The 26,755-nt window shown below is 67.5% G+C and carries 25 protein-coding genes and 1 pseudogene; 11 read left to right on the plus strand and 15 right to left on the minus strand.

Features of this window, described 5'->3' with window-relative positions:
* Nucleotides 1–215: 215 nt before the first annotated feature.
* From J2S73_RS21665 to J2S73_RS15450, 3 genes and pseudogenes are all read left to right on the plus strand, one after another.
* Nucleotides 216–2,105: pseudogene (locus J2S73_RS21665) on the plus strand (helix-hairpin-helix domain-containing protein); the annotation flags it as partial.
* Nucleotides 2,106–2,285: 180 nt separating this feature from the next.
* Nucleotides 2,286–2,993 (plus strand): DUF1194 domain-containing protein, encoded by a 708-nt coding sequence (locus J2S73_RS15445; RefSeq protein WP_306886515.1) that lies wholly within the window; start codon nt 2,286–2,288, stop codon nt 2,991–2,993.
* Between the two features lie 499 nt (nt 2,994–3,492).
* Nucleotides 3,493–3,993, plus strand: a complete 501-nt coding sequence (locus J2S73_RS15450) for an MmcB family DNA repair protein (RefSeq protein ID WP_306886516.1) — start codon at nt 3,493–3,495, stop codon at nt 3,991–3,993.
* A gap of 157 nt (nt 3,994–4,150) precedes the next feature.
* On the opposite strand, the gene J2S73_RS15455 is transcribed toward J2S73_RS15450, so the two are convergent.
* The 4 genes from J2S73_RS15455 to hemF form a co-directional block, all read right to left on the minus strand.
* A complete protein-coding gene (locus J2S73_RS15455) occupies nt 4,151–5,125 on the minus strand; it encodes a zinc metalloprotease HtpX (RefSeq protein WP_306886517.1) in 975 nt (324 codons plus the stop codon).
* An 82-nt stretch (nt 5,126–5,207) separates the two neighbouring features.
* Nucleotides 5,208–6,173 carry an FUSC family protein gene (locus J2S73_RS15460; protein ID WP_306886518.1) on the minus strand — a complete coding sequence of 322 codons (966 nt, stop codon included), beginning with the start codon at nt 6,171–6,173 and terminating at the stop codon, nt 5,208–5,210.
* Nucleotides 6,174–6,195: 22 nt separating this feature from the next.
* Complete coding sequence (locus J2S73_RS15465) at nt 6,196–6,822, minus strand: trimeric intracellular cation channel family protein (protein WP_306886519.1); 627 nt, start codon at nt 6,820–6,822, stop codon at nt 6,196–6,198.
* A 265-nt stretch (nt 6,823–7,087) separates the two neighbouring features.
* Nucleotides 7,088–8,011, minus strand: a complete 924-nt coding sequence (gene hemF / locus J2S73_RS15470; protein WP_306886520.1) for an oxygen-dependent coproporphyrinogen oxidase — start codon at nt 8,009–8,011, stop codon at nt 7,088–7,090.
* A gap of 164 nt (nt 8,012–8,175) precedes the next feature.
* On the opposite strand from hemF, the gene J2S73_RS15475 reads away from it, so the two are divergent.
* Nucleotides 8,176–9,207, plus strand: coding sequence for an alpha/beta hydrolase family protein (locus J2S73_RS15475; RefSeq protein WP_306886521.1), 1,032 nt, complete (start codon nt 8,176–8,178; stop codon nt 9,205–9,207).
* Nucleotides 9,208–9,274: 67 nt separating this feature from the next.
* Here the strand turns inward: J2S73_RS15475 and J2S73_RS15480 are convergent, their stop codons facing one another.
* Together J2S73_RS15480 and J2S73_RS15485 are read right to left on the minus strand one after the other, a co-directional pair.
* The gene (locus J2S73_RS15480; protein ID WP_306886522.1) at nt 9,275–10,258 is read right to left on the minus strand and encodes an aldo/keto reductase; all 984 of its coding nucleotides are present in this window, start codon (nt 10,256–10,258) and stop codon (nt 9,275–9,277) included.
* Between the two features lie 113 nt (nt 10,259–10,371).
* Nucleotides 10,372–11,079: a Crp/Fnr family transcriptional regulator gene (locus J2S73_RS15485; RefSeq protein WP_306886523.1), complete on the minus strand. Its 708-nt coding sequence runs from the start codon at nt 11,077–11,079 to the stop codon at nt 10,372–10,374.
* 506 nt (nt 11,080–11,585) lie between these two features.
* On the opposite strand from J2S73_RS15485, the gene J2S73_RS15490 reads away from it, so the two are divergent.
* Nucleotides 11,586–13,445, plus strand: coding sequence for an ABC transporter ATP-binding protein (locus tag J2S73_RS15490; protein WP_306886524.1), 1,860 nt, complete (start codon nt 11,586–11,588; stop codon nt 13,443–13,445).
* Nucleotides 13,446–13,485: 40 nt separating this feature from the next.
* Here the strand turns inward: J2S73_RS15490 and J2S73_RS15495 are convergent, their stop codons facing one another.
* Together J2S73_RS15495 and J2S73_RS15500 are read right to left on the minus strand one after the other, a co-directional pair.
* The gene (locus J2S73_RS15495; protein WP_306886525.1) at nt 13,486–14,109 is read right to left on the minus strand and encodes a chloramphenicol phosphotransferase CPT family protein; all 624 of its coding nucleotides are present in this window, start codon (nt 14,107–14,109) and stop codon (nt 13,486–13,488) included.
* A gap of 181 nt (nt 14,110–14,290) precedes the next feature.
* Nucleotides 14,291–14,758 (minus strand): tRNA (cytidine(34)-2'-O)-methyltransferase, encoded by a 468-nt coding sequence (locus J2S73_RS15500; RefSeq protein ID WP_306886526.1) that lies wholly within the window; start codon nt 14,756–14,758, stop codon nt 14,291–14,293.
* Nucleotides 14,759–15,020: 262 nt separating this feature from the next.
* On the opposite strand from J2S73_RS15500, the gene petA reads away from it, so the two are divergent.
* The 6 genes from petA to J2S73_RS15530 all read left to right on the plus strand — a co-directional run bounded on the left by petA (nt 15,021) and on the right by J2S73_RS15530 (nt 20,966).
* Nucleotides 15,021–15,572 carry a ubiquinol-cytochrome c reductase iron-sulfur subunit gene (petA, locus tag J2S73_RS15505; protein ID WP_306886813.1) on the plus strand — a complete coding sequence of 184 codons (552 nt, stop codon included), beginning with the start codon at nt 15,021–15,023 and terminating at the stop codon, nt 15,570–15,572.
* 22 nt (nt 15,573–15,594) lie between these two features.
* A complete protein-coding gene (locus tag J2S73_RS15510) occupies nt 15,595–16,872 on the plus strand; it encodes a cytochrome b (protein WP_306886527.1) in 1,278 nt (425 codons plus the stop codon).
* Between the two features lie 31 nt (nt 16,873–16,903).
* Nucleotides 16,904–17,743 carry a cytochrome c1 gene (locus J2S73_RS15515; RefSeq protein WP_370874443.1) on the plus strand — a complete coding sequence of 280 codons (840 nt, stop codon included), beginning with the start codon at nt 16,904–16,906 and terminating at the stop codon, nt 17,741–17,743.
* A 295-nt stretch (nt 17,744–18,038) separates the two neighbouring features.
* Nucleotides 18,039–18,995 (plus strand): TRAP transporter substrate-binding protein DctP, encoded by a 957-nt coding sequence (dctP, locus tag J2S73_RS15520; RefSeq protein WP_306886528.1) that lies wholly within the window; start codon nt 18,039–18,041, stop codon nt 18,993–18,995.
* A gap of 108 nt (nt 18,996–19,103) precedes the next feature.
* Nucleotides 19,104–19,646 carry a TRAP transporter small permease gene (locus J2S73_RS15525; protein WP_306886529.1) on the plus strand — a complete coding sequence of 181 codons (543 nt, stop codon included), beginning with the start codon at nt 19,104–19,106 and terminating at the stop codon, nt 19,644–19,646.
* Between the two features lie 3 nt (nt 19,647–19,649).
* On the plus strand, nt 19,650–20,966 hold the full coding sequence (locus J2S73_RS15530) for a TRAP transporter large permease (RefSeq protein ID WP_306886530.1): 1,317 nt from the start codon (nt 19,650–19,652) through the stop codon (nt 20,964–20,966).
* Nucleotides 20,967–21,233: 267 nt separating this feature from the next.
* Here the strand turns inward: J2S73_RS15530 and J2S73_RS15535 are convergent, their stop codons facing one another.
* The 7 genes from J2S73_RS15535 to argB all read right to left on the minus strand — a co-directional run bounded on the left by J2S73_RS15535 (nt 21,234) and on the right by argB (nt 26,740).
* Nucleotides 21,234–21,830 (minus strand): hypothetical protein, encoded by a 597-nt coding sequence (locus tag J2S73_RS15535; protein WP_306886531.1) that lies wholly within the window; start codon nt 21,828–21,830, stop codon nt 21,234–21,236.
* Complete coding sequence (gene dapE / locus J2S73_RS15540) at nt 21,827–23,038, minus strand: succinyl-diaminopimelate desuccinylase (RefSeq protein WP_370874444.1); 1,212 nt, start codon at nt 23,036–23,038, stop codon at nt 21,827–21,829. The genes J2S73_RS15535 and dapE overlap by 4 nt, the downstream gene beginning before the upstream one ends.
* A 10-nt stretch (nt 23,039–23,048) precedes the next feature.
* Nucleotides 23,049–23,435, minus strand: a complete 387-nt coding sequence (locus tag J2S73_RS15545) for a DUF805 domain-containing protein (RefSeq protein ID WP_306886532.1) — start codon at nt 23,433–23,435, stop codon at nt 23,049–23,051.
* A 61-nt stretch (nt 23,436–23,496) separates the two neighbouring features.
* A complete protein-coding gene (locus J2S73_RS15550) occupies nt 23,497–23,991 on the minus strand; it encodes a DUF805 domain-containing protein (RefSeq protein ID WP_306886533.1) in 495 nt (164 codons plus the stop codon).
* A 34-nt stretch (nt 23,992–24,025) separates the two neighbouring features.
* On the minus strand, nt 24,026–24,883 hold the full coding sequence (gene dapD / locus J2S73_RS15555; protein ID WP_306886535.1) for a 2,3,4,5-tetrahydropyridine-2,6-dicarboxylate N-succinyltransferase: 858 nt from the start codon (nt 24,881–24,883) through the stop codon (nt 24,026–24,028).
* Nucleotides 24,884–24,994: 111 nt separating this feature from the next.
* Complete coding sequence (locus J2S73_RS15560; RefSeq protein WP_306886536.1) at nt 24,995–25,717, minus strand: pyrimidine 5'-nucleotidase; 723 nt, start codon at nt 25,715–25,717, stop codon at nt 24,995–24,997.
* 117 nt (nt 25,718–25,834) lie between these two features.
* Nucleotides 25,835–26,740, minus strand: a complete 906-nt coding sequence (gene argB, locus J2S73_RS15565; RefSeq protein ID WP_306886537.1) for an acetylglutamate kinase — start codon at nt 26,738–26,740, stop codon at nt 25,835–25,837.
* Between the last annotated feature and the right edge of the window lie 15 nt (nt 26,741–26,755).

The raw sequence follows: 26,755 nt of genomic DNA on the forward strand, positions 1-26,755 counted from the left end.
CCCAATCTCCGCTCATCACCGCGCAGGCGGGGATCCAGGACCACACATCGCAGCATCAACCGGAGGCGGGCAAATCCGGATTTCCGGCTCATTGGGTCGGCGCCGGACCCGCCGCGCCGTCGATCGCCGTCGATCCGCGCAATGTGCCCCAGCCTCCGCCCGTTCCCGCGAAAGCCGGAATCCAGGGCGGCTCGGACATGACCGCCCCCTGGCCGGTGACGCTCGCCTCCATCCCCGAAGGCGATACGGCCGTCTACGACATGATCTGCCGGGCCGACACGCTCGGCGTCTTCCAGATCGAAAGCCGCGCCCAGATGACCATGCTGCCCCGGCTGAAGCCCCGAGAGTTCTACGATCTCGTCATCGAGGTCGCGATCGTCCGGCCGGGGCCGATCCAGGGCGACATGGTCCACCCCTATCTCCGCCGCCGGCAGAAAAAGGAAAAGGTCCACTATCCCGCCCCCTCCCCAGAGCACGGCCCGCCGGACGAGTTGAAACAGGTGCTCGGCAAGACGCTGGGTGTGCCGCTGTTCCAGGAGCAGGCGATGAAGATCGCGATCGTGGCCGCCGGCTTCACGCCCTCGGAGGCCGACCGGCTGCGGCGCGCCATGGCCACCTTCCGCAAGGTCGGCACGATCCACACCTTCCAGGAGAAGATGGTCGAGGGCATGGCCCGGCGCGGCTACGACCGCGCCTTCGCCGAGCGCTGCTTCCAGCAGATCGAGGGCTTCGGCGAGTACGGCTTTCCCGAAAGCCACGCGGCGAGCTTCGCGCTCCTGGTCTACGCCTCGTGCTGGCTGAAGTGCCACTATCCCGACGTCTTCTGCGTGGCCCTCCTCAACAGCCAGCCGATGGGCTTCTACGCGCCGTCCCAGATCGTGCGCGATGCCGCCCGCCACGGCGTCGAGATCCGTCCCGCCTGCGTCAACGCGTCGGCCTGGGACAGCACGCTGGAGCCCGGCCCCGCCGCGCGCGACCGGCTCCACCGCGACCACGCCTCGATGCGGGGCGCGATCCGCGCGCGCTGCGCGGTCCGGCTCGGCCTGCGCCAGGTGAAGGGGCTCGCGGAGGCCGCCGTGGAGACGCTGGTGGCGGCGCGCGGGGCGGGCTACGATTCCGTGCGCGATCTCTGGCTGCGCACCGGCCTGCCCCGTCCTGTGATCGAGCGGCTGGCCGAGGCGGACGCCTTCGCCGGCCTCGGGCTTTCCCGCCGGGACGCGCTCTGGGCCGCACGCGGGCTCGACGAGGGCGCCGCCGCCGAGACGCTGCCACTGTTTGCCGCCGCCGATACGGCCGCGCTCCGGGACGAGCCCGATGCGCATCTGCCGCCGATGCCGCCCGGCGAGGAGGTGATCCACGACTACCGCACGCTGTCGCTCTCCCTGAAGGCGCATCCGGCCGCCTTCGTGCGCGCGCGGCTTACCGCCGACGGCGTGCTGGCGGCGGAGCGGCTGGCGGCGACGGCGAACGGCGGCCGGGTCACCGTCGCCGGTCTGGTGCTGGTGCGCCAGCGGCCGGGCTCGGCCAAGGGCGTGATCTTCATGACGCTGGAGGACGAGACCAGTGTCGCCAACGTCATCGTCTGGCCGAAGGTGTTCGAGCGCTTCCGCGCCGTGGTGCTCGGCAGCCGCTTCGTCCAGGTGACCGGCCGGCTTCAGTGCCAGGACGGCGTCATCCACGTGGTCGCCGACCGGCTCGTCGACCGGACGGCCGATCTCTCCATCCTGAGCGAGGACGCAGCCGCCACACCCCGCCACCAGCGCGGCGGCCCGTTCGCCGAGATGGAGGGCATGCTCGCCAACGCCGACGAGGTCCGCCGCCCCCAGGACGACGTCCGCACCAAGATCAAACCCGGCTCGACGCTCGCCCGGCTGATGAGCGAGATGCCGGAGCTGGAGGGCGATCTGGACCCGCTTCGCCGCAGGAACGCCGAGACGCTCTCTAAGGCGGCCCCGTCCGACGATCCGCAGCCGGCGCCGCGCTCCACCTGGTTCACCCCGCGCCGCGCCGCCTCCGACACGTCCGAGATCGGCCGCCACGCGGAGGACCGCGCCAAGGCCCGCGCCACCCGCACGGCGCTGCCCAAAGGGCGCAATTTTCATTGATCGGGGAGTATCAAGATCCAGCCTCTCCCCCGGATGACCCCGCCCAAGGCCCTGGTAAACCGACGCTCTTCCGATCGGTCCTGGTTCCGTCGCCATCCCGTGTAGGAGGGTCAGGGCATCTGGCGAGCCTTTCCCTGCGGGCAAAAAGCTCTAGGCTTTCCCCAAAAGAGGGGATCCTTCATGCGACGACTGCGAACGCGCCTCGGCGCGATGTTGGGCGCCGCCGCCCTGTTCGCCGCCGGTCTTGTGCTGTCCGCGAGCGCGCAGGAGCGGCCCCGCGTCGACCTCGCCCTCGTGCTGGCGCTCGACTGTTCCTATTCCGTGGACGCGCGGGAGTTCGACCTGCAGCGCAAAGGGCTCGCCAGAGCCTTTCTCGACGAGGCCGTGGTCGCCGCCATCCAGAGCGGGCCGAGCGGCCGCATCGCGGTGACGGTCGTCCAATGGTCGGCCGACGACGTGCAGACCGTCGCCGTCCCCTGGCGGATCGTTGACGGACCGGCCACCGCCGCCGAACTCGCCAGCCTGATCGCCGGCGCGCCGCGCCAGGCCGCAGCCGGCTCCACCTCGATCTCCGCCATGATGATCTACGGCGCCAAGCTGCTCGCCCAGGCGCCGGTCACTGCCGACCGGCAGGTGATCGACATCGCCACCGACGGCATCAACAATCTCGGCCCCTGGCTCAGGGATGCCCGCGACGCGATCGTGCCGCGCGGCATCACCGTCAACGGGCTCGCGATCATGAACGAGGTGCCGTACCTGCATCACTATCTCAGGAACCGGATGATCGGCGGACCGGGCTCGTTCGTCGAGGTTGCCAAGGACTATGCCGACTTCGCCCGGGCGATCCACATCAAGCTCCTGCGCGAGATCCGCCCGATGATCGGGTGAGAGTTGTTTGCGCTCACGCGAGTTCGCTTCGCTCACCGCTGCGCGGGCGCGGCCTGACCGGCCGGCGCGCGGTCGCGCGCTGGCTACGCGTGCCAGAAAAAGGGAGAACCGGTTTTCCGTCCGGGATTTGCCAGACGTGAACTTTTCCGCTCGCGCGCATTCGCTTCGCTCACGGCTGCGCGGGTGCGGCCGGTTCTTTCGTCCCGGTCGCTTCGCTCCGCGCCTCGTGACCGGCCGGCGAACGGTCGCACGCTCGTGGCCCTCCACGGAACGGCAGCTGCCGGTTTTCTCCACAGGCTCCCCAACTCCGCTCATTCCGGCGAAAGCCGGAATCCAGGGCCATGCGGCCGGCACTTGCGACACCCAACCTGGCCTCTGTCGGACCAAGCTGTGCGTCGATACCCTCACAGACCGACCGCGAACGTCCCGCTTTCCCGCACCTTGCAAATCTGGAACGAAAAGGGAACAATGCCAACCTGACGCTCACAGGTCCGGACCCATGACGCTGACCCCTTCCCTCGTCCCCCAGCCGCAGGCCCCCGTCGACGGGCGCCAGTCGGAGCGGGCGCTGACCGTGCGCCGGGGCACCTGCCGGTTGTTGCGCCAGCACGGCTTTTCCGTCCTGCCGGAGGTGGGGCTCGCGTCCGGGCGCCGGGCGGATCTGGTCGCGCTCGGCGCCAAGGGCGAGATCTGGATCGTCGAGATCAAGTCATCGCTGGAGGACCTGCGGGCGGATGCGAAATGGCCGTTCTACCGGCTCCACTGCGACCGGCTCTTCTTCGCGACCCTGCCCGACGTCCCCACTGAGCCCTTTCCGCAAGAAGCGGGGCTGATCCTGTCGGACGGCTACCAGGCGGACATCCTGCGCGAGGCGCCGACCCACAAGATCGCCGGCGCGACCCGCAAGCAGGTGACGCTCGCCTTCGCCCGCCATGCGGCAAGCCGGCTTCACCTTCTGGAGGACCCGGAGGCCGGCAATATCGAGCTGCCGGCGTGGTGACGGGCGGGGACAGCAGTTCCAACACCAGGCCGCTCTCCACTCCCCCGCCATGGGATCGTGGTCGCGAGCGGATCTCGCGAACGCCCCTCGTTTGGCCCTGGATTCCGGCTTTCGCCGGAACGAGCGGAGTGTCTGGCGGGGAATTGCCCAGCGCCCGTCAGTACCAGTGGCCGAGCCCGCGCATCCGGTAACGCGGCGGTCCCGTCACCGGAATGATCGACCGTCCGACGGGCGGCCGCGCCGTCGCATCGGGACCGGCCCGGTCGTCGGGTCCGCCTGCGAGCGCCATGATCCGACGCACCCGCTCCTTGGTTTCCGGATGGGTGCGCAAAAGCGACGGGTTTGGAATGCGGCCGTGCGGCAAAGCCAGTGCCTCCCACATCCGGCCCTGAATCCGTTCCAGCTTCACCAGGGCGGAGGCGAGCCCGTGCGGGTCTCCGGTGAGCTGAAGAGCGGAGAGGTCCGCGTCGTATTCGCGCGCCCGGGACAGGCCGAGCTGCATCAGTCCGCCCAGCGTCGGCGCAACCAGAAGCAGCGCGATCCCGAAGAACGGCACGCTCTCCACCTGCCCCATCAGGATCGCCGGCAGGCTGAAGAACAGCATGAAGAAGCCGAGCATGGAGAGGATGCCGGTCATGCGGTTGGTGACGTCGGCGAGCGCCATCACCTTCACGTCGTCCGCCGCGACGTGACTGATCTCATGGGCCATCACGGCGGTGAACTCGCGCGCCGTCAGGCCCCGTATAAGCCCGTCGGTCACGCAGATCACGGCTTCGTCGTTCCGGCCGACCGCGAAGGCGTTCATCATCCGGCTCGGCACGTACCAGAGCGCCGGCGCGTGGGGTAGCCCGGCCCGATCCGCCAGGTCGGCGACCACCCGCTGGCCTTCGGGAAAGGCGTGGGGCGGCAGCGGCCGCGCCCGGTAGAGCCGCAGCACCATCTTCGGCGACACGCCCCAGGCCACCGACAGACTGATCGCCCCGCCGACCACCGCCCAGACGACGCCGACCGGGCCCGCGATCAGATAGGCGCAGCCGGTCAGAAGCGCGATGCTTCCGGCCGCCAGCAGCCAGGTGTGGAACACGTTGCGCCGGCGCATGGCGGTGCGCAGCTGGTCGTCGATCCGGGTCATGTCATGGATATGGGCGCCGGACCGCGCCGCGCAATCGGGTGCGGTTGCCGCACCAACGCCCGTTCTGTCTCTCCGGGCGCTCTCAGCCGTGCCACAGGCCAGGCGCCTCGGCAAGCAGCCGCGACAGCCGGTGGAGGTCACGCTCCAGCACTCCAACGAGGGACATGTCGTCGGTGCCGGCCTCGTCGGGAACGTGATCGCGCCCGGGCGGGACCGTCTCGCGGGTGCCGGCCTCCAGGGATCCGGCGATCTGGTCGAGCAACCGGCAGGCCCTGGTCACGTCGGCGTGCAGGTTCGGCGCGGCGGCGATCAGTTCGGTGCAGCTGAACACGATGCGGACGCTGCGCTGGATCTCCTCCATGTGCGACGCCGGGGTGCCGCTTTCCCGGATGACCGACGGGATCAGCGTGCGCAGGGTCTGCAGCGTCGCGCCGATTCCCGTCAGGCCGGAGACCTCGGCCGGCCGATCCGGGTCTTCGGCTGCGGCCGCCTCAAGCTCCTCGATGCAGCGCCGGAGCGCCTTGGCCAGCGCCTCGCGCCAGAACCAGCAGGCATAGAGCGGCAGCACGAACGACATGGCCAGCGCCACCGCCACGCCGAGCAGGACGTTTGCCGCGCGCCACAGGCCGATCTGAAGCGGCTCGACCCCCTCGCCGGTCACGATGATCAGCGTGAGCCCGGCCAGGAGCGCCATATAGCCCCCGCGCCCGATCGCGTGATAGGCGCACGCGCCGCAGAACAGGGCGAGCAGCAGCCAGGTCAGATGGATCTGGCCCAGCCATTGCTGCTGCAGGAGCACGAGCAGGCCACCGGCCGCGCCGATCAGCGTGCCGACGACGCGCTCCATCGCCTTCCGGCCGATGTTCCCGTGGTGCTGCAGACCCGTGATCACGACCAGGAACGACACCGTGGTCCACAGACCGTGGGGCATGCCCAGAGCCGTCGTCAGCACAATGCAGACGAGAACGCCGACCCCGATCCGGACCGCGTGAAAGCTGCGCGAATGACGATACCGGAGCGGCGGAGCGGCCCGCGGCGACGGGCTCACCGCAGCTGTCTCCGCGGCGCCATCAGTGCCAGTCCCGGGTGTAGACGAACTGAGGCATGTGCAGATTGTAGCGCAGCGCGGTCAGCCGCATCGCGAGCCCGACCGCCATCGCCACCAGCATGACCGGGTGGTGCGGCAGCCCGGCCGCAAGCCCGCCCACATAGATTGCGGCGGCCACCAGCGAGACGCTGGCATAGAGTTCGCGGCGGAAGAGAAGCGGCACGTCGTTGCACAGGACATCCCGCAGAACGCCGCCGGCGGTTCCGGTGATCATGCCGACCACCGCCACGACGGGAAGCGGCTGGCCCATGCCGAGCGCGATGTTGCAGCCGATCACGGTGAACACCACCAGCCCCACCGCGTCGAGCACCAGGAAGACGGCACGCAGCTTCTCCATGAACCGGGCGAAGACGATGGCGGTGCACGCCGCGACGACGGCGATCAGCAGCAGATAGGGGTTGGCGACCCAGGACAGCGGATAGTGTCCGAGCAGAATGTCGCGGATCGATCCGCCGCCGAGCGCGGTGATGCAGCCGAGCATCGCCACGCCGAACCAGTCCATGCTGCGACGGCCGGCGGCAAGCGCGGCCGTCATCGCCTCCGCGCTGACGGCGATCAGATAGAGAATGTGCAGCACCCCGTCGCTCATGACCGTCAGCCTCCCCGAATCGCTCGGGAAAGCTTCGCCGATCTCAGGCCGCAGCGCGAGACCGGCGGAGCACGCGAAGGGTGCTCCCGAGCAAATCCCGGACGGAAAACCGCTGCCCACTTTTCCTGGGATTTGCTTGTCAGCGCGCGACCGCGCGCCGGCCGGTCAAGAGGCGCGGAGCGAAGTGAACTCGCGTGAGCGGAAAGACTCCTTGCCCGCAAATCCCGGACGGAAAACCGGTGCCCACTTTTCCTGGGATTTGCGGCTACGGCCACTTCGCCAGCGGTGGCATCGACGACAGGATGGAGGCCACGTTGCCGCCGGTCTTGAGACCGAACAGGGTGCCGCGGTCGTAGATCAGGTTGAATTCGACATAGCGCCCGCGGCGCACGAGCTGCTCGTCCCGGTCCGCCTCGGTGTAGGCGGTGCCGAAATTGCGGCGGACGAGTTCGGGATAGATCTCGGCGAACGCCTCGCCGACGGCGCGGGTGAAGGCGAAATCGGCGTCCCAGTCGCCGGAGTTCAGGTAGTCGTAGAAGATGCCGCCGATACCGCGCATCTCGTCGCGGTGCTTGAGGTAGAAATAGTCGTCGCACCACGCCTTGTAGCGATCGTAGTCGGCCACGTCATGGGGTGCGCAGGCCGCCTCCATGGCGCCATGGAAGGCGACCGTGTCGGGATCGGACTGGGTCCGCCGGCGGTCCAGCACCGGGGTCAGGTCGGCGCCGCCGCCGAACCACTGGCGCGTGGTCACCACCATGCGCGTGTTCATGTGAACGGCCGGCACGTTCGGGTTCAGCGGATGGGCGATCAGGGAGATGCCCGAGGCCCAGAAGCGCGGATCCGCGTCGGCGCCCGGGATCTGGCTGCGGAACTCCTCGGAGAACTCGCCGAACACGGTGGAGCAGTGCACGCCGGCCTTCTCGAACACCCGTCCGCCGATCATCGACATGACGCCGCCGCCGCCGGCCGTGCCGTCGGGATTGGACCGGTCCCAGGGCGTGCGTTCGAACCGGCCCGCCGGCAGGTCATCGGTCCCCGGCGCGCCTTCGGCCGCATCTTCCAGGGCCTCGAAGGACGCGCAGATCCGGTCGCGCAGCGCTTCGAACCAGTCTTTCGCCCGAGCCTTCTTGTCCTCGAGCCCGTCGGGCAACGGCCGCTCCGCCACTTTCGACGCCCCCTCGCTCATGCGGTCTTCCCTCTCCCATTCACCTCTGCGGGTGTGGCGGAAAGCCGGGGAGAACGCAACCCGCGCGGCCCCCGCACCATGGACCCGATCATGCCCGTTTCGCACCCCAATTGTCTGTGCCAATAGACGCCGTCACAGTCATCTTCCTCGGACAGGGTTCGCACGTGGTCCCCAAGCTCCACCGCTTTCGTCTCATCTGCACGCTTCTGGCGCTGATGGCCGCCAAAAGCGCCTGTGCGTCATCCGGCGTCGGCCTCACCGAGATCGCGGTTCCCGCCCAGGAACGCGGCAGGGAAATCGCGGTGACACTCTGGTACCCGACCAGCTCAGCCGGCAAGGCAATCCCGGTCGGAAGCAACGCTGTTTTCGAGGGCGTCGCAGCCCAACCGGGTGCGGTGGTCGCGCCTGGGCGTCACCCCCTCGTGCTTCTGTCGTTCGGAGGCATGCGCGCCGCCCAGATGCACGGCAATTGGCTGGCGGCCGGTCTTGCCGCCGAGGGATACGTGGTGGCCTTCGTCCATCCGCCCGAGCTTGCCTCCGACGAGGCCAGCAGGGCCGTTGCTGAGATCTGGCGACGACCCGCAGACCTGTCGGCTGCGTTGACGGCGCTCAGCAGCGATCCCGTCTGGTCCAGACACGTGGATCGTCGGCGCGTGGCGGCCGTCGGCACCTTTCTCGGGGCGACTTCCGTGCTGCAGCTCGCCGGAGCGCGCCTCGATTTCGACCGGTTCGTCGCGACATGCACCCCGGGCGGAACCGGGCTCGACTGCGCCTGGTATGCCGAGAGCGGCGTCGATCTCCGCCAGACCGATCCGAAGCGCCTCACCGCCTCCAGGCGGGACGAGCGGATCGCCGCAGTGGTCGCGATCGCGCCCGAACTCGCCGACGCCTTTTCGCCGGACAGCCTGCGGACGTTAGCCACCCCGACATCCGTGCTGACGCTCGGAAAGCCCGCCCCGTCCGGCCTCGACGGATCGTCACTTGGCGGGCGGAGCCCAAGCATCGAGACCTCGGCCGTGATGGCGGCGGACCGGTTCAGCGTATTCGCGTTATGCACACCCAAGGGGGCCGCCATTCTGGCCGAGGAGGGGGATACCCTCCTCTGCGACCCGTCCGATCCGCCCCGTGCTGAGCTCCACGCCCGGATCCTGGCCAGGGTGGAGCGCGCGCTGCACGCCGCGCTTGGCCCTCAGTGACGACGCTCGCGATCGCGGGTGCCGGACGGGAGCGGAGGCGGGCAAGTCATGCACCCGTCCGATCGGCCTATTCCGGCGGCGCCATGAAGTCCGGGGCGAGCTGATCGGGGACGCAGCGGGCGAGGATCGCCTCGATCTCCGCCTTGGTCGGATCGTCGAGCCGCCAGCCGTCGATGTCGCCCACGGCGTCGAGCTGATCGGGACGGCGCGCGCCCCACAAGGCGATCGTCGGACCCTGATCCAGCACCCAGCGCACGGCCAGCGCCAGGACCGACCGGTCGAACCGCTCCCGGGCGAGGCGGTCCAGTTCGGAGACCGCCTCCAGATAGGCCTCGAAGCGCGGCGACTGGAACTTCGGATCGGTCTGGCGCAGATCGTCGCCTTCGAAGGTCCGATCCTTGCTCATCTTGCCGGACAGAAGCCCGCGGCAGAGCGCCCCGTAGGTCAGTAGCGTCAGCCCGCTGTCCTTGGCGTAGGGCAGGACGTCGGCCTCCATCTCGCGCTCGAAGAGATTGTAGGGCGGCTGGACGGCATCGAGCCGGCAGGCGGAGCGGAACGTGTCCATCTGGGCCGGGGAGAAATTCGACACGCCGATCGCCCGGATCTTGCCCTCTTTGCGGAAGGTTTCGAGCGTCGCCGCGGTCTCTTCCAGCGGGGTCCGGTGGTCCGGCCAGTGGATCTGATAGAGATCGATCGTGTCGGTCTGCAGCCGGCGCAGCGAATCCTCGAGCTCCGCCCGCAGACGCTCCGGCTTCGAATTGCGCTTCACGCCGTCGCCGTCGGTCCAGTCGAGCCCGACCTTGGTGGCCAGCACGATCTTGTCGCGCAGGCCACCCTCGGCGAGCGCCTTGCCGACAAGCTCTTCCGACGTGCCGAACCCGTAGACGGGCGCGGTGTCGACCAGCGTGATGCCGCGCTCCACCGCCGCGCGGATGGTTGCGATCGACTGCGCCTCGTCGGTTCCGCCCCATTGCCAGCCACCGATCGCCCAGGTGCCGAGACCCACGCGGGATGACTTGAGATCCGATTGGCCGATTTCGATCGTTTCCATGATGAGGTTCCGTTTCGCCTTCTGCCGAGGTCCTGGGGTGGGTCGGGCCTTCGCCCGCGATCCGGCCAACGCGACCGGACCGGAAGAGTTTCGTCCTGACGGTCCGGCAGCGCCTACAGATAACGGCCGTCGAACTGGCCCACCTGGCTCAGCCGCGCCCAATCCTGGATCTCGAGCGTGCCGTTCGACAGGGTGATCAGCCCCTCCGCGCGCAGCGCCTGCAGCGACCGGTTCACGTGCACCACCGACAGTCCGGTTGCATCGCCCAGCTCCGCCTGGGTGATCGGCCAGGCGACACGCGACCCGTCGGTCAGGCCGACCATGCGATGGCGCGCGAACATCTCGCACATGATGTGCGCGATCCTGTGATAGGCGCTGCGCCGGCCGAGATTGACGATCCACTGACGGAAGATCGCCGCTTCCGCCAGGGACTCCTTCCAGATCGCAAGGCTGATCCGCTGGGATGACTTGGTGATCGCCAACAGCGTGTCGTGAGGAATGATCGCGATTTCGCAGGGCGAGATGCTGGCGATCGAGTGGTCCATCGTCTCCAGCAGGAAGCTCTGGATGTCGTAGATGTCGCCGGGGACGATGAAGCTGGTGATCTGACGCTTGCCGTCCGAGGTCATCGAATAGCGGCAGGCAAGGCCGGACAGGAGCAGGCCGCAGGAGCCCGCGCTCTCCCCTTCGCGGACAATGTCGCGCCGGGCTCCGAAAGTCATGGTGCGGACCCAAAGGTCAAAGAGCGCCTGCTCCTCGTGCGCCGTCAACGGCGCCCGGGCGGACAGTTTTCTGCGCAGTGGATTGTCGTCCGGTGACATGTCCCTTCCCCCATTTCCCGAACCCGCCGACGCGAGGCGATGTAGCACACCTGGAATGCAGGAAGCCCAATTGGCCGCGGTCGTGACCGCTGACCTGCAGGCACCATAATCCCCGCAGCCCACCCGTGGCACCAATCGATGTCAATCGACACGCGCGCCACGGGTCGGGCTCTGCAGGTAAGGGACCGGCCGCCGACGTTGCCGATGGGCAACAGGCACGAGATTCCTGGCCGTCGAACGGTATTTCAAACGCCATTCATCCGTCTTCTGGAGTATGAAGACCTCCCCGCTCACCAGGTCAGCTCTTCGCGGACTTCAAGGGTGCGCGGATCTCGCTGGAGGACCCAATGCCAAATCGCGTCATGCGCCACTGCTGACGCGCCGCTTGCGCAGATTACGGATCGCACCGTCCCGGCCACCGTTCACGCGGACGCCGGGCGCGTAACCGAGAAGCTTCGCAAACAGGCGCGTTCCCAACGTTCGCCGCCGTCTGCCGGAGCTTTGCCATGTTCTCCCGTTTCGAGTCCCTCGTCGACCCCCTTGCCCCCGGGCCGGAAGGCCAGCCGCCCGCCCAGCTGGGTGCGTTCGTCTGGCATTTCGTGCGCCAGTCGTGGAAGGTCATCGCCGTCCTTCTGGTGGTCGCCGGCGTGGTCGCTCTGATCGAGGTCAGCCTGTTCGACTTCATCGGCCGTATCGTCGACATGCTGGCCGACACTCCGCCGGGTGACCTGTTTGCGGTCCACGGCACCACGCTCCTGTGGATGGGGCTGGTGGCCGTCGTGGTGCGCCCGCTCGCGGCGACGCTTCACCTGATGCTGGTCCACCAGGCGGTCGAGCCCGGACTGACCAATCTCGTCCGCTGGCAGACCCACCGCTACGTCCTGCGCCAGAGCCTGTCCTTCTTCCAGAACGACTTTGCGGGCCGGCTCGCCAACCGGATCATCCAGACCGGCCCGTCGCTCCGCGAAGCCGTCGTCAGCCTGATCGACGCGATCTGGTACGTGACGGTCTATACCGGCAGCGCGCTTTTCCTGTTCGCCCAGGCCGACGTCTGGCTGACGGTGCCGCTCCTTTTCTGGATCGCGGCCTATGTCGGCGTGCTCGGCTACTTCGTCCCCCGAGTGAAGCGGCAGGCCACTATCATGTCGGAGGCCCGCTCCATGCTGACCGGCCGGGTCGTCGACAGCTACACCAACATCATGACGGTGAAGCTCTTCGCCCATGCCGAGCGCGAGGATGCCTACGCCCGGGAAGCGGTCGTCGACCACACCGCCAAGTTCCGGCGGGCGATGCGCTACGTGACCGGCATGAACATCGCTCTGGTGATCATCAACGGGCTGCTCATCGCCGGCACGCTGGGCATCGCGCTGTGGCTCTGGCACGGCGGCGCGGTCACCATCGGTGCGATCGCACTGGCCGCCGGACTGGTCATGCGGATCAATGCCATGTCCGGCTGGATCATGTGGGTGACCACCGGGATCTTCGAGAACCTGGGCACGGTGACCGAAGGCATGGGCTCGATCGCCCGGCCCTACTCGGTCGTCGACCGGGCGGACAGCAAGCGCCTGGCGGTGCCCGAGGGCGAGATCCGCTACGAGGGCGTGTCGTTCCATTACGGCCAGGACCGCGGCGTGATCGACCGGCTGGACCTCACGGTCGCTCCCGGCGAACGGGTCGGCCTGGTCGGGCGCTCCGGCGCGGGCAAGTCCACGCTGGTGAACCTGCTGCTGCGTTTCCACGACGTCGAAGCCGGACGGATCCTCGTCGACGGCCAGGACATCGCGGCCGTTTCCCAGGAGAGCCTGCGGGCGGCGATCGGCATGGTGACCCAGGACACCTCGCTCCTGCATCGCTCGGTGCGCGACAATGTCCGCTATGGCCGTCCGGACGCCGACGACGCCGCGATCTGGGCGGCGTTGCGCCAGGCCCACGCCGACGGGTTCGTGCCGGATCTGGTCGACCTCAGCGGCCGCACCGGGCTGGACGCCCATGTCGGAGAGCGCGGCGTCAAGCTCTCCGGCGGCCAGCGCCAGCGCATCGCGATCGCGCGCGTGCTTCTGAAGAACGCGCCGATCCTGATCCTGGACGAGGCGACATCCGCGCTCGATTCGGAGATCGAGTCGGCGATCCAGGAGGATCTGGAGTCCCTGATGCAGGACAAGACGGTGATCGCGATCGCTCACCGGCTGTCCACCATCGCGCGCATGGACCGGCTTGTCGTGATGGATGCCGGGCGCATCGTGGAGACCGGCACCCACGCCGAGCTGATCGCCAGGAACGGCATCTATGCACGGCTCTGGGCGCGCCAATCCGGCGGGTTCCTGGGGGAGATCGAGCAGGACCCTGCCCAGGTCCTGGGCCCGTAACCGGGATGGTCCCGATCAGATCGACACGGTCTGATCGGGATCAGGCGGCCGCGGCCGGCAGCGCCCGCAGGATCTGCGCGACACAGGCGTCGGGCGAGAGCGCGGCCGTGTCCACCGTCACGTCGTAGGCACAGAAGCCATGGACCACGTCGTTGAGCCCGCGGGCGCGGCCGAGCACGCGGTCGCCGCGCGCCTGCTCGCGGGCTTCCAGCACCGGCAGAGGACAGGTGACGCCCACCGTGAACACCTCAAGCCCCGCGGTGGCGGCGCGGAAGCTCTCGTACATCTCCCGGTCGTGCAGGACATGGTCGAAGATGACGGAATTCCCGGCGTCGACCAGGGCCCGGACCGCCGGTGCCATGCCGTCGATCAGGTTGCGGAACACCGGGCCGAAGCGGGCGCTCACGGACAGCGGCGCGCCGGGCGGCGAGGTCGTGACCATTTCGACCCCGAGCGCGGTGAACCGGTCGCGCTCCTCCTGCCGGCCGGTATCGGCGCCGAGATAGTAGCGCGGTGCGGACATGAAGATGAAGTCGTCGAAGCCGACCACCAGGTAGGGATGCTCGATGGCACTCTGAAGCGCCCGGCAGAGCGTCGACTTGCCGGCGCTGGACGGGCCGTTCACCAGGATGAGCTGCGGCCAGCCCGCGCTTGCGCTCTTCACCGCGCCCCCTGAAGGATCATGCTGCCGTCCCCCTGCCATCTGTCATATCCCAGCTGCCCAACTCTACCGGCGACGGTAGCGGCCTACCAGCCGAATTCGATGAAATCGGACCGTGCCCGGCCACCGGGTGAGGCGGCTCATGCGTGGCCGACACGGAGGCCGCCCGCCTTGTCCTTCCGGTTCAGGCCGGGGCGAAGCCGCCGGTCTGGCGGAGCGCCTCGCCGGCGACGAGCCCCACCGCGACTGCAAGGTTCAACGACCGAACGCCGTCGACCATCGGGATCCGGAGCCGGTGGTCGGCCGCCGCGTGCACCGCTTCCGGCGCGCCCGCCGATTCCCGACCGAACAGAAGCGTGTCGCCGTCCCGGAACCCGAAATCGACGTGCCGGGTCTCGGCGCGGGTGGTGAGCAGCAGCAGTCGGCCTCCGACATCGTGACGCGCTGCGACAAATTGGTCCCAGGAGGCATGACGCACGAGCCCGGCCCGCTCGATGTAGTCGAGCCCGGCCCGGGTGAGGGCCCGGTCCGTGAGCGAGAAGCCGGCGGGCTCGATCAGGTCGACCACAAAGCCGAGGCACGCCGCGGTCCGGAGGATGGTGCCGGTGTTCTGGGGAATATCGGGCTGGTAGAGCGCGACGCGGATCGGCATCGGACCTCAAGGGGAATGGCGTTTTCGGCGATCTCGCGCACTTTGTCGGTTTTGCGACAAACCGTCCAATGCGTCGGCTCGACACTGGACATCCGCATGAAGGGGTGCAAAAACGCAAGCGGTTCTAAAAGAGCCGTTCGTGGGCTCGGGGCGGTGCCCCCTTCGACCGTCTCCCTGGCTGTCGAAAGTGCCAGACCGAGCTGGTCCCGCGAGAAACTGAGATCATCATTCTCGGCATCTAGAGGAGCCGACCTTGGCGAGCATGGATTCGTCGGAGCCGAACCGCCGCGACTTTCTTTATCTGGCCACCGGAGCGTTTGGCGCGGTGGGCGTTGCCGCGGTTGCCTGGCCCTTCATCGATCAAATGAACCCGGACGCTGCCGCGCTCGCGCTGGCGACGACGGAAGTCAACGTGTCCTCGATGTCGCCCGGCCAATCGATCACGGTCAGCTGGCGCGGCAAGCCCGTTTTCGTGCGCTATCGCACCGAGGAAGAGGTCAATGCGGCGAAGGAAACGCCGCTGTCCGACCTCAAGGATCCGGTTGCGCGCAATGAGAACCTGCAGGGCGATGCTCCGGCAACGGACGAGAACCGCGGCGCTCCCGACAAGGAAGCCTGGCTGATCATGGTGGGCATCTGCACCCATCTGGGCTGCGTACCGATCGGCGAAGCAGGTTCGTTCAACGGCTGGTTCTGCCCCTGTCACGGCTCGGTCTACGACACCGCTGGCCGTATTCGCAGCGGTCCGGCCCCGACCAACCTGCCGATCCCGACCTACCAATTCACCGCCGACACCGTGATTCGGATCGGTTGACGGGCGTCAAGGGAAACTCGGAATGTCCGGACACTCGACCTATCAGCCTCAGGGAAAGTTCGCGAAGTGGCTCGACTCGCGGCTCCCCATCCTCACCTTGATGAATGCGCAGGCGATCGACTTCCCGACGCCGCGCAATCTCAACTATTTCTGGACCTTCGGCGCCATCCTGATGATGATGCTGGTGGTGCAGATCCTCACCGGCGTCGTGCTGGCGATGCACTATGTCGCAGACACGCAGCTCGCGTTCGCATCGGTCGAGAAGATCATGCGCGACGTGAACTTCGGCTGGCTGCTGCGCTACATGCACGCCAACGGCGCATCGATGTTCTTCATCGCCGTCTACATCCACATTTTCCGCGGCCTCTACTACGGCTCCTACAAGGCGCCCCGCGAGATCCTCTGGATGCTCGGCGTGGTCATCTTCCTTCTGATGATGGCGACCGCCTTCATGGGCTACGTGCTGCCCTGGGGCCAGATGTCCTTCTGGGGCGCGACGGTGATCACCAACCTGTTCTCGGCGATCCCGCTGGTGGGTGAATCGATCGTGCAGTGGCTGTGGGGCGGGTTCTCCGTCGCCAACCCGACGCTGAACCGGTTCTTCGCCCTCCACTACCTGCTGCCCTTCATGATCCTCGGCGTCGTGATCCTCCACATCTGGGCGCTGCACGTCCCGGGCAACAACAATCCGACCGGCGTGTCCGTGAAGTCGGGGCAGGACACGGTTCCGTTCCACCCCTACATCACCGTCAAGGACATGTTCGCGATGGTGGTGTTCTGCATCTTCTTCGCGTGGTTCCTGTTCTACATCCCGAACTATCTGGGTCACGCGGACAACTACATCGAGGCCAACCCGCTGGTGACCCCGGCGCACATCGTTCCGGAATGGTACTTCCTGCCGTTCTACGCGATCCTGCGCGCCGTGCCGTCCAAGCTCGGCGGCGTGATCGCCATGTTCGGCGCGATCGCCATCCTGTTCGTGCTGCCCTGGCTCGACACCTCCAAGGTCCGGTCCGGCGCCTTCCGGCCGATGTTCCGTCCGTTCTTCTGGGTCTTCGTTCTCGTGTGCATCCTGCTGGGCTGGCTCGGTGCCCAGCCGGCCGAGGGCATCTACGTGATCCTGGCCCGGATCGGAATGGCCTACTACTTCGCCTACTTCATCATCATCCTGCCCTTGCTCGGGATGGTGGAGCGGACCACGCCGCTGCCTGCCTCGATCTCCGAATCGGTCCTGGGCAAGCAGGGTGGCGGCAGTGCCCACCCCGCCGGCTCGACGGCGGCGCCTGCGGACAAAGGGTGAGCCGGATATGCTTTTGACACGGAAGAAGAAAATGAGTCTCCGGTCCGCCGCATTCCTCGCCGCCGGCCTTCTCGGTGCGGTCCTCACCGCACCGACGGCCATGGCCGCCGGAGAGGCACCGCACATCCCGAAGGAGCGCTGGTCGTTCTCCGGTCCCTTCGGACAGTACGATCCGGCCCAGCTCCAGCGCGGCTTCAAGATCTACCAGCAGTCGTGCTCGGCCTGCCATTCGCTGCAGTACGTGGCCATCCGCACCCTCGGCGCGGCGACCGGCCCCGACTTCCCGGAGGCGGCCGTCCGGGAGATTGCCGCCGGCTATCAGGTCGAGGACGGCCCGAACGACGACGGCGAGATGTTCATGCGGCCCGCCCGGCCGTCCGACCACTTCCCGCCGCCGTTTCCCAACGAGGAAACGGCCCGGCTCGCCAATGGCGGCGCCTATCCGCCCGACCTGTCTCTGATCGCGAAGGCGCGTGCGGCCCATGCCGGCTTCCCGTGGTTCGTGTTCGACGCCTTCACCCAGTATCAGGAGGCCGGTCCGGACTACGTCCACGCCCTTCTGACCCACTACGAAGAGGCGCCGGAAGACGTCGAGCTGGCACCGGGCATGTACTACAACACGGCCTTCCTCGCCGGTAACCAGATCGCCATGCCGCCGCCGCTGTCGGACGGGCAGATCGAGTACACCGACGGCACGCCGGAGACCGTCGACCAGTACGCGCGCGACGTCGCAGCATTCCTGATGTGGACTGCCGAGCCGAAGCTGGAAGAGCGCAAGCAGATCGGCTTCCGGGTGATGCTGTTCCTGGTGGTCTTCGCCGCCCTGCTCTACTTCACCAAACGCAAGATCTGGAGCAACGTCGCCCACTGACGACGCCACTCCAAAGCCTCCCCGACACGACGCGCCCGAACCCGGTTCGGGCGCGTTTTTTGTTGCCGCACCCCGACGGTGAACCATTGTGCCGGTCGTCCGCAGGCCGGGTCCGGGAACAGGCTCCCGAGACCGCTGGATTCCGTAGATATTTGAGAAAATTATCGATTTCCTTCCCCGACCTTCCTGCGTAATATGCACAATGATGCACTTTCCGGGCGGTGCCCCGGAAAGCCAGCCGCTCCGCCCAAGCATGCGGAACGTCAAGAAGAAATCGGATCTCGGGAGGATCTCTATGAAGCGGGTATTGGTTTGTGCGGCCCTCATGGCCGGCACCGCGCTCTCGGCCCATGCCGAGGAAGTGACGCTGCGCGGCGCGAGCGCGTTCGCCTCGGGCACCACGTTCGACCGGCCCTTCCAGGCGTTCGTCGAGTGGATCAACGAGAACGGCGAAGGCGTCCTGCAGATCAACGTGGTCGGCGGCCCCGAAGCCGTTCCGCCATTCGAGGTGGGCAATGCCGTGTCCTCGGGTGTCATCGACATCGCCAACGTGACCGCCGCGTTCTACACCAATCTCCTGCCGGAGGGCGACGCGCTCAAGCTGGCCACGAACACCATCCAGGACCAGCGCGAGAACGGCTGCTACGAGTTGGTCGACCAGCTTCATCAGGAAGCGATGAACGTCAAATATCTCGGCCGGACCGGCGACGGCATCCCGTTCCATCTCTACCTGACCAAGCCGATCGACTCCGCCGATCTGAGCGGCCTCACGATCCGCACCACACCGGTCTATCAGGCGATGTTCGAATCGCTCGGCGGCAATCTGGTCCGCACGGCGCCGGGCGAGGTCTATACCGCGCTCGAGCGCGGCACGATCGATGGCTACGGCTGGCCGGCCCAGGGCGTGCTCGATCTCGGCTGGGATGAGCAGACCAAATACCGCGTCGATCCGGGCTTCTATCAGGTCGATGTGGACCTGATCATGAACCTCGACACCTGGAACGAACTCGGCGAGGAGCAGAAGTACCTGCTCCAGCGCGGCATCAAGTGGATCGAAACCCGGAATGCCGAAAACGAGCAGATCAACGCCGAGGAGCGCGAGAAGCAGGCTCAGGCTGGTATCGAGACCATCACCCTGGAAGGCGAAGAGCGCGAAAAGTGGCTGACCGCCGCCCAGGAAGAGGGTTGGGCCGCCATCGAGAAGATTGATGCGGAAAACGCGGAGAAGCTGCGCGCCTGCCTCACCGACTAGGCATCGCACCAGCGCCTCCCGTCATCTGGCACCGGAGCCTGTCCGCATCGCGCACGAGCGGGCGGGCTCCGGAGTTTCCGCGACACGGCCCGTTCACAGGGCGCGACCGTGTACCCCCTCACAACCCCTGACCTTCTGTCCAACTTCATGCGACTGTTTTCGAGCGTCTTCGACAAGGTGATCACCGCGCTCGCCTATCTGGCGGGCGCGATCTTTTCGGCGATCGCGCTGGCGATCGCGGTGAACGTCGTCCTGCGCGCCGCCGACGCGCCCCAGGTCCGCGGCCTCGTCGACCTGATCGAGGCGGGTATGGTCGCGGCGACCTTCCTGGCGGCGCCCTGGGTTCTGAACCGGAACGCCCACGTCACCGTCGACATTCTGTCCTCCCAGTTGCCCCTGGAGAGCCGCCGCGTGCTTGCGCGGGCGGTGGCCCTTCTGGGCATGGCGCTCTGCGCCGTCTTCTTCTGGAGCGCGCTGCAGGCGGTGCTGATCAGCTACGACCGCGGCTCGATGGTGCGGGGCATTCTCGTCTATCCGGAATGGTGGCCCCTGATGGCGCCGACGATTTCGGCCGCGCTCCTGTCGCTGGAGTTCGCACGGCGCGCCGTCAGCGGAACAACCGCGGCCGAGCGGCAGGCAAGCGGGCTCTAGGCGATGGATTGGTCCACCACACTCGTTCTGATGCTGGGCAGCCTCGTCGCGCTGCTGGCCATCGGACTGCCGGTCGCCTTCGCCTTCATCGCGGTGAACATTGCCGGCGCCTATTTCATCCTCGGCGGCGAGAACGGTCTGGTCCAGATGGCGCGCAACGCGACCCAGTCCGTCTCGACCTTCTCGCTCGCGCCCATCCCGCTCTTCATCCTGATGGGGGAGATCCTGTTCCAGACCAGGGTCGCCCACCGGGCGATTGACGCCATCGAACGGGTCGTCACGCGCGTGCCCGGCCGGCTTTCGGTGGTCACCGTCTTCGGCGGCACCATCTTCGCCGCGCTCTCCGGCTCCACGATCGCCAACACCGCGATGCTGGGCTCGACGCTGCTGCCGTCGATGCTCAAGCGCGGCTACCATCCGACGCTGGCGATGGGGCCGATCATGGCGTCGGGCGCTATCGCGATGCTGATCCCGCCGTCGGCGCTCGCGGTGCTGCTCGGTTCCCTCGCCGGCATCTCCATCGCAGGCCTTCTGGTGGCCGGCATCCTGCCCGCCATCATCCTGTCCGCCCTGGCCGTCCTGTTCATCGTCGGCCTGGCGACCCTGCGACCGAACCTCGCGCCGCGGGACGATGCCCCGTCCATGGGCCTGCGCGAACGCTGGACGCCGTTCGCCATCTACGTCCTGCCGCTCTCCGGCATCTTCATCGTCGTCATCGGCAGCCTCCTGACCGGTCTCGCCACCCCGACCGAGTCCGCCGCACTCGGCTGCATCGCCGCGATCGTCGCCGGACTGGCCTACCGCTCCATGAGCGCCGGCGCCCTCGTCACCGCCGTGATGGAGACCGTCAAGCTGTCCGTGATGATCCTGTTCATCATCGCGGCCAGCCAGACCTTCAGCCAGATCCTGTCTTTCTCCGGCGCCACGGGCGGCCTGATCCGGATGATCGAAGGGCTGGACCTCTCCGCCCTTTACATCCTGATCGGGATGATCCTGATCCTTCTGTTCCTGGGCTGTTTCGTCGACCAGATCAGCATGCTGATGGTGACGATCCCGGTCTTCATCCCGCTTGCCCGCTCCGTCGGCATCGACGAGCTGGTGCTCGGCGTCGTCTATCTGCTGACCATGGAGATCGCGCTTCTGACGCCGCCGTTCGGGCTGCTCCTGTTCGTCATGCAAGGCGTCTCGCCGCCGGAAATCCGCATGCGCCAGATCTACGCCGCGGTGACGCCGTTCCTGATCATCAAGCTGATCGTGCTGGCGCTGGTCGTCGCGATCCCGGCGCTCGGCACCTGGCTGCCCGGCCAGCTCGGGCGGTGAGCCCCGACGGAGACCCGGTTCCCACTTTCCTGGGATCGGCCTTTTTCTTCGCAAATCCCAGACGGAAAACCGGTTCCCACTTTTCCTGGGATTTGCTTGCCAGCGCGCGACGGCGCGCCGGCCGGTCAAGAGGCGAGAACCGAAGCGACCGGGACGAAAGATCCGCCGCCCCAGCGCAGCCATGAGCGCCGAGAATTGGCATGAGCGCTGTTTTTTGAACGCAAATCCCGGACGGAAAACCGGTTCCCACTTTTCCTGGGATTTGCGTCAGAACCCGGCCATCCGGTTGACGCTCTCGCCGATCACCAGGCTCAGGAGCAGGTCCAGCACCACGATGCCGATGGTCGGCGCAATCGCCAGTTCGAGCGCGATCCGCGTGATCAGGTACTGGTAGCGGACGACCACGACGATCACGATCAGGAACAGGATTGCCGCGAACTCCTGGCCGACCAGCCCGGACGCGAACAGGATCGCCGGAAGCACCGACAAGGACAGCGAAATCGGGCTCGCCCAGTTCCGAGCCACGACAAAGGGGATGTAGCGGGGGCCGAAACCGAGGGGACGCGCCAGGATCACCAGCACCACCGGCAGCGCGATCCAGTCGATGGCAAGCCCGAGCATCTTCCAGGCGAAGAACCAGCCCATCGGGAAGGCCTCCACCGAGGCGGCACCCCCGACCTGAAGAAGGCGCGCCTCGGCCAGCACCGAGATCGCATAGGGCGGCAGCAGCAGGAAGATCGCGCCGAAGGAGCGGAAGAAGCCGTCGATCGAGACGTCGAAGGCCTGCATGCCTTCGCGGCGGTTGAGAAACAGCGCCCACGCCCCGCCGAGCGAGCGGCCGATTTCCTCCCGCGTGGGTATCATGTGCCGGCCGCGCCGCCGCCCCCGGCCAGAACCAGGGACGTGAAGCGCCCGTAGATCTCCGTGAGCCCCTCAAGGTCGGCGAGAGGAACCCGCTCGTCGATCTGATGCATCGTGTCGCCGACGAGGCCGAACTCGACCACGGGGCAGTAGGCGCGCACATAGCGGGCATCGGACGTGCCGCCGGACGTGGAGAGCTCCGGCCGCGCGCCGACTACCTGGCTGATCGCCTCGCTCATGGCATCGGCGAGGGCACCGCTTTCGGTGACGAAGGGTTCGGACGGCCGCTCCCACTCCACCTGGGTCGAGATCCCGTCCGGCGTGGCATCCTCGATCCGGCGCAGCAGCTCCGCCTTCAGCGTGTCCGAGGACCAAATCGTGTTGAAGCGCACGTTGAAACGGATCTCGCAGGCGCCGGGAATGACATTGAACGCACTGTTGTCGGTGTCGATGGAAACCAGCTCGAGGTTGGACGGCTGGAAGTCGGACGTTCCCTCGTCGAGCGGATCCTCGGCGAGGGTCCGGGCGATCGGCGCGACGGCGGCCATCGGATTGAGGGCCCGGTGGGGATAGGCCGCATGGCCCTGACGCCCCTGGACCCGGATCGTGCCGGACAGCGACCCGCGGCGGCCGATCTTGGCCATGTCGCCCAGCCGGGCGACGCAGGTGGGTTCGCCCACGAGCGCGCCATCGAAGGCGAAGCCCTTGTCGGCGCACCAGGCGAGCGCCTTCTGGGTGCCGTTGATACCCGGGCCTTCCTCGTCTCCGGTGATCACGAGGGTGATCGTTCCCACGGGAAGCCGGTCCGCCGCCTTGAGCCGTGCAATCGCGGCGACGAAGGCGGCCACACCGCCCTTCATGTCGACGGCACCGCGGCCATAAAGAAAGCCGTCGTCGATCTCTCCGGAAAACGGCGGATGGCGCCAGGTCCGGCTGTCGCCGGGGGGAACCACGTCGGTGTGGCCGGCGAACAGCAGATGCGGAGCGCCGGTGCCGAGACTGGCGACCAGATTGTCGACCTCCGCCGTTCCCGGCTCGCTGAACGTCAGGCGCGTGACCGAGAAGCCCAGCCGGTCCAGCACGCGTTCCAGCAGATCCAGCGCGCCGCCTTCCTCCGGAGTAACGCTCGGGCAGGCGATGAGGGCGCGCGCGACCGCCACCGGATCGCAGACGTCCAGGCGGTCCTCGGTTTCGGCGGAGGGGGTGCTCATCAAAGCGTCCTCACGGCTTGCGCGTATTGGGTGCCGGGCCGAACGCGTTCGGCCCCTTCTCACCCGGAAGCAGGCCGAGCACGATGAACACGACGAGGTTCAGAAGCGGGACGAAGAGGAGCGCGGCGAACCAGCCCGAGAGCCCCCGGTCATGGAGACGCTTGACCACCAGCGCGAGCTCGCTCCACAGCGCAACGCACAGGATCACGAGAAAGCCGGCATCCATCATGACCTGCTCGTCGCCCTGCGGGCGATAGGGCGTCAGCGCGATGCTCGCCAGCAGCGACACCAGGAGAAAGCCCAGCCAGTAGGGTTCGCGCGAAATGCGCCCGTCGAAACCGAAGACGACCCAAATCACGTTCGAGATCTTCGTCTGGGATTGGCGGACCTGGTTCATTGCACTCCCGTGGCGTCGTGTGTCTCGGTCCGGCCGCGAACGCCGTCGGAGCCGACCGTTGTCATTCCCCCCAAGCCCCCGGGCCGTCCCGTGGCTCTTCGCCCTGCCCCTTGCCGGACCGATCCCGCCTGCCCGGCCAGAGGCCCCCGGCAACGACGAGAAGACCGACAAGAGCGCCCGCAGCGGCAGCGACCGCAAGCCGGGGCGGGGTCAGCACGCCACAGGCCCCGAGCGCATCGAGTTTCAGCGCCACCGGCGCAGCCAGTGCGGCGAGTGCCGGCAGGATGGCGAGCCAGTCCGGCCATCCCATGTCGGACAGCCGCTTGGCCCCGACTGCAACGAGCATAACTGCGCCCAGAAGCGCAAGCACGGCCAGTGCGGCGAAATAGACCTGCCCCATGTGATCGGCCAGGTCCATGGCGCAGAAGGCACCTTGGGGAACCCGGAAGATCACCGCGACGGCGCCCCCGTAGATCGCGATCAGGGCAATGCCGCCCCAGAACGCGCCTCGGCCGATGCGTCCGGATCCCGACAGAAGCAGGCGCTCGAGAGTCACGGATGCGGGTCTCCGGCTGGGGTTTGCGCCTGCGCTACGACCGCAGGAGTTCGTTGATCGACGTCTTGGCGCGGGTGCGTTCGTCGACGCGCTTTACGATCACCGCGCAGGCCAGAGCCGGACCCGGCTGGCCGTCCGGCAGCGGCCGGCCCGGGAGCGCCCCAGGCACGACGACCGAATAGGGCGGAACCTGGCCCACGAAGGTCTCGCCGGTTTCCCGGTCGACCACCTTGGTGGAGGCGCCGATGAAGACACCCATGGAGATGACGGCGCCTTCGCCCACATAGGCGCCTTCGGCAAGTTCCGAGCGCGCGCCGACGAAACAGTTGTCCTCGACGATCACCGGCCCCGCCTGCAGCGGCTCCAGCACCCCGCCGATGCCGACGCCGCCGGAGATGTGGCAGTTCTCGCCGATCTGCGCGCAGCTGCCGATGGTCGCCCAGGTGTCGACCATGGTGCCCGCACCGACGAAAGCGCCGAGATTGACGAAGGACGGCATCAGCACAACGCCCGGTGCGATATGGGCGGACCGGCGGACGATGGCGCCGGGCACCGCACGGAAGGCGGCTTCCTCAAAATCGCCCGCGCCCCAGCCGGCGAACTTGGAGGGAACCTTGTCCCACCACGGCGCGCCGCCGGGACCGCCGGGAATCACCGTCATCGGATTGAGGCGGAAGGACAGCAGAACGGCCTTTTTCAGCCACTCGTTGACGGACCAGGCGCCGTCCCGCTTCTCCGCGACGCGAGCCTCGCCCCGATCGAGCAGACCGAGAGCCGCATCCACGGCCTCGCGCACGTCCCCGCCGGTATCGGCACCGATTTCGGCCCGTTTCTCGAACGCCTCGTCGATGATCGGGGCAAGGGTCTCGGGCGCGGCAGAGGCAAGCGTCATATTCCAGCTCCAAGGAAACGCGAAAGGGTGGCCGAGGCGGTTGTCATATGTCGGGTCGACGAGGGCTGACACACAAGGACGCGGCGGACGATAGCGGCGGGTACAGCCGAGTCAACGCTCCTGCGGAGCGGGCGAGACAGGGTTGTGATCCAGCAGGCGCTCCAGAAAGCCGGTCAGGTGATCGGTGACGAAATCGATGTGCGGCGCGGTGCGGCCTTCCAGCTCCCAGCTTTCCCGGAAGACCTCCCGCGTTCCCTCCGGGACAACCAGCACCGTGCGCATGCCGAGATCGCCCGGAACCTTCAGATTGCGCGACAGGTCCTCGAACATGGCCGAGGCCTTCGGGTTGAGACCATGGAGTTCCAGGAATCGCGCATAGGTCGCTTCCGCCGGCTTGGGCAGAAGGTCGGCGGCCACTATGTCGAAGATGTCCTCGAAATGGTCGGTGATACCGAGACGCTCGGCGACCTTCTCCGCGTGGCGGCGCGAGCCGTTCGTCAGGATGAACCGGCGGCCCGGAAGAGCCGAGATCGCCTCACCGAGCCGGGGATCGGGATCGAGATGGGAATGGTCGATGTCGTGGACATATTCCAGGAAGCCGTCCGGGGATATGTCGTGTTCCTGCATCAGTCCGCGGAGCGTCGTGCCGTAGCGGTGATAGTAGTCCTTCTGGACGCGCTGGGCGGCCTGCGCATCCAGGTTCAGGAGTTTCTGAACATACTCCCGGATGCGGTCATTGACCTGATCGAACAGGTTCGAGTGCGCCGGATAGAGCGTGTTGTCGAGATCGAACACCCAGGTGTCGACGTGCCGGAAGGCGTCTGCGACCGGCATCTCCGCAGCCGGGTGTCCTTGATCCAGTTCTGAGCGCACGATGGCGGTCCTTGCGTGTTCGCCCCGGTGGGCCGGACCTGCCGGGCCACGCCGAGGCGCGTTGGGGTGCTCCCTTATCTAGGGAGTCATCAGCGTGCCGGCACCGCGCTCGGTGAACAGCTCCAGGAGCACCGCGTGGGGCAGCTTCCCGTTCAGGATGACCACACCCTTCACCCCGCGCTCCAGCGCCTCGATGCAGGTCTCCACCTTCGGGATCATGCCGCCGGTGATGGTCCCCTCGATGATCATCCGCCGCGCATCGGCGACGGTCAGTTCCTTGATCAGCCGGCCGTCCTTGTCGAGCACGCCCGCGACATCGGTCAGGAACAGCAGGCGCGAGGCATTCAGCGCGCCGGCGATCGCACCGGCGAAGGTATCGGCGTTGACGTTGTAGGTCTCGCCGTCGTCGCCCGGCGCCACGGGGGCGATGACCGGAATGATCTCGCTCTGGGCCAGCATGTCGAGAACCTCGCGGCGCACCTCTTTCGGTTCGCCCACGAAGCCGAGATCGACGACCTTCTCGATGTTGGAATCGGGATCGACCACCGTCCGCTTCACGCGTTCGGCCGTCACCATCCGGCCGTCCTTGCCGCACAGCCCGACGGCCCGTCCTCCGGCGCCGTTGATGGCCCGCACGATTTCCTTGTTGATCGATCCGGCAAGCACCATCTCGACCACCTCCACGGTGGCCTTGTCGGTCACCCGGAGCCCGCCGCGGAACTCGGAACGGATGCCGAGCCGCTCCAGCATCGAGCCGATCTGCGGCCCGCCGCCGTGGACGACCACCGGATTGATGCCGGCAAGCTTCATCAGGGTGACGTCTTCGGCGAACGCCTTGGCAAGCGACGGGTCGCCCATGGCGTGGCCGCCATATTTCACCACGATGGTGCGCTCGTCGTAGCGCAGCATGAACGGCAGCGCTTCGGCGATGATGCGCGCGCGCGACAGGTCGACTTCGTCGGTGTCCGTGTCCGTCAGGGTCATGGTCGCTCTTTCCGC

Source organism: Amorphus orientalis (assembly GCF_030814015.1).
Taxonomy (GTDB): Bacteria; Pseudomonadota; Alphaproteobacteria; order Rhizobiales; family Amorphaceae; genus Amorphus; species Amorphus orientalis.

Coding starts and splice junctions, on each gene's coding strand:
- petA (WP_306886813.1), top strand. CDS start 15,021: ATGGATTCGTCGGAGCCGAACCGCCGCGACTTTCTTTATCTGGCCACC.
- argB (WP_306886537.1), bottom strand. CDS start 26,740: ATGACCCTGACGGACACGGACACCGACGAAGTCGACCTGTCGCGCGCG.
- hemF (WP_306886520.1), bottom strand. CDS start 8,011: ATGAGCGAGGGGGCGTCGAAAGTGGCGGAGCGGCCGTTGCCCGACGGG.
- J2S73_RS15535 (WP_306886531.1), bottom strand. CDS start 21,830: ATGATACCCACGCGGGAGGAAATCGGCCGCTCGCTCGGCGGGGCGTGG.
- J2S73_RS15500 (WP_306886526.1), bottom strand. CDS start 14,758: ATGCCGATCCGCGTCGCGCTCTACCAGCCCGATATTCCCCAGAACACC.
- J2S73_RS15445 (WP_306886515.1), top strand. CDS start 2,286: ATGCGACGACTGCGAACGCGCCTCGGCGCGATGTTGGGCGCCGCCGCC.
- J2S73_RS15530 (WP_306886530.1), top strand. CDS start 19,650: ATGGATTGGTCCACCACACTCGTTCTGATGCTGGGCAGCCTCGTCGCG.
- J2S73_RS15450 (WP_306886516.1), top strand. CDS start 3,493: ATGACGCTGACCCCTTCCCTCGTCCCCCAGCCGCAGGCCCCCGTCGAC.
- J2S73_RS15455 (WP_306886517.1), bottom strand. CDS start 5,125: ATGACCCGGATCGACGACCAGCTGCGCACCGCCATGCGCCGGCGCAAC.
- J2S73_RS15485 (WP_306886523.1), bottom strand. CDS start 11,079: ATGTCACCGGACGACAATCCACTGCGCAGAAAACTGTCCGCCCGGGCG.
- J2S73_RS15480 (WP_306886522.1), bottom strand. CDS start 10,258: ATGGAAACGATCGAAATCGGCCAATCGGATCTCAAGTCATCCCGCGTG.
- J2S73_RS15510 (WP_306886527.1), top strand. CDS start 15,595: ATGTCCGGACACTCGACCTATCAGCCTCAGGGAAAGTTCGCGAAGTGG.
- J2S73_RS15560 (WP_306886536.1), bottom strand. CDS start 25,717: ATGCCGGTCGCAGACGCCTTCCGGCACGTCGACACCTGGGTGTTCGAT.
- dapD (WP_306886535.1), bottom strand. CDS start 24,883: ATGACGCTTGCCTCTGCCGCGCCCGAGACCCTTGCCCCGATCATCGAC.
- dapE (WP_370874444.1), bottom strand. CDS start 23,038: ATGAGCACCCCCTCCGCCGAAACCGAGGACCGCCTGGACGTCTGCGAT.
- dctP (WP_306886528.1), top strand. CDS start 18,039: ATGAAGCGGGTATTGGTTTGTGCGGCCCTCATGGCCGGCACCGCGCTC.
- J2S73_RS15465 (WP_306886519.1), bottom strand. CDS start 6,822: ATGAGCGACGGGGTGCTGCACATTCTCTATCTGATCGCCGTCAGCGCG.
- J2S73_RS15490 (WP_306886524.1), top strand. CDS start 11,586: ATGTTCTCCCGTTTCGAGTCCCTCGTCGACCCCCTTGCCCCCGGGCCG.
- J2S73_RS15545 (WP_306886532.1), bottom strand. CDS start 23,435: ATGAACCAGGTCCGCCAATCCCAGACGAAGATCTCGAACGTGATTTGG.
- J2S73_RS15515 (WP_370874443.1), top strand. CDS start 16,904: ATGAGTCTCCGGTCCGCCGCATTCCTCGCCGCCGGCCTTCTCGGTGCG.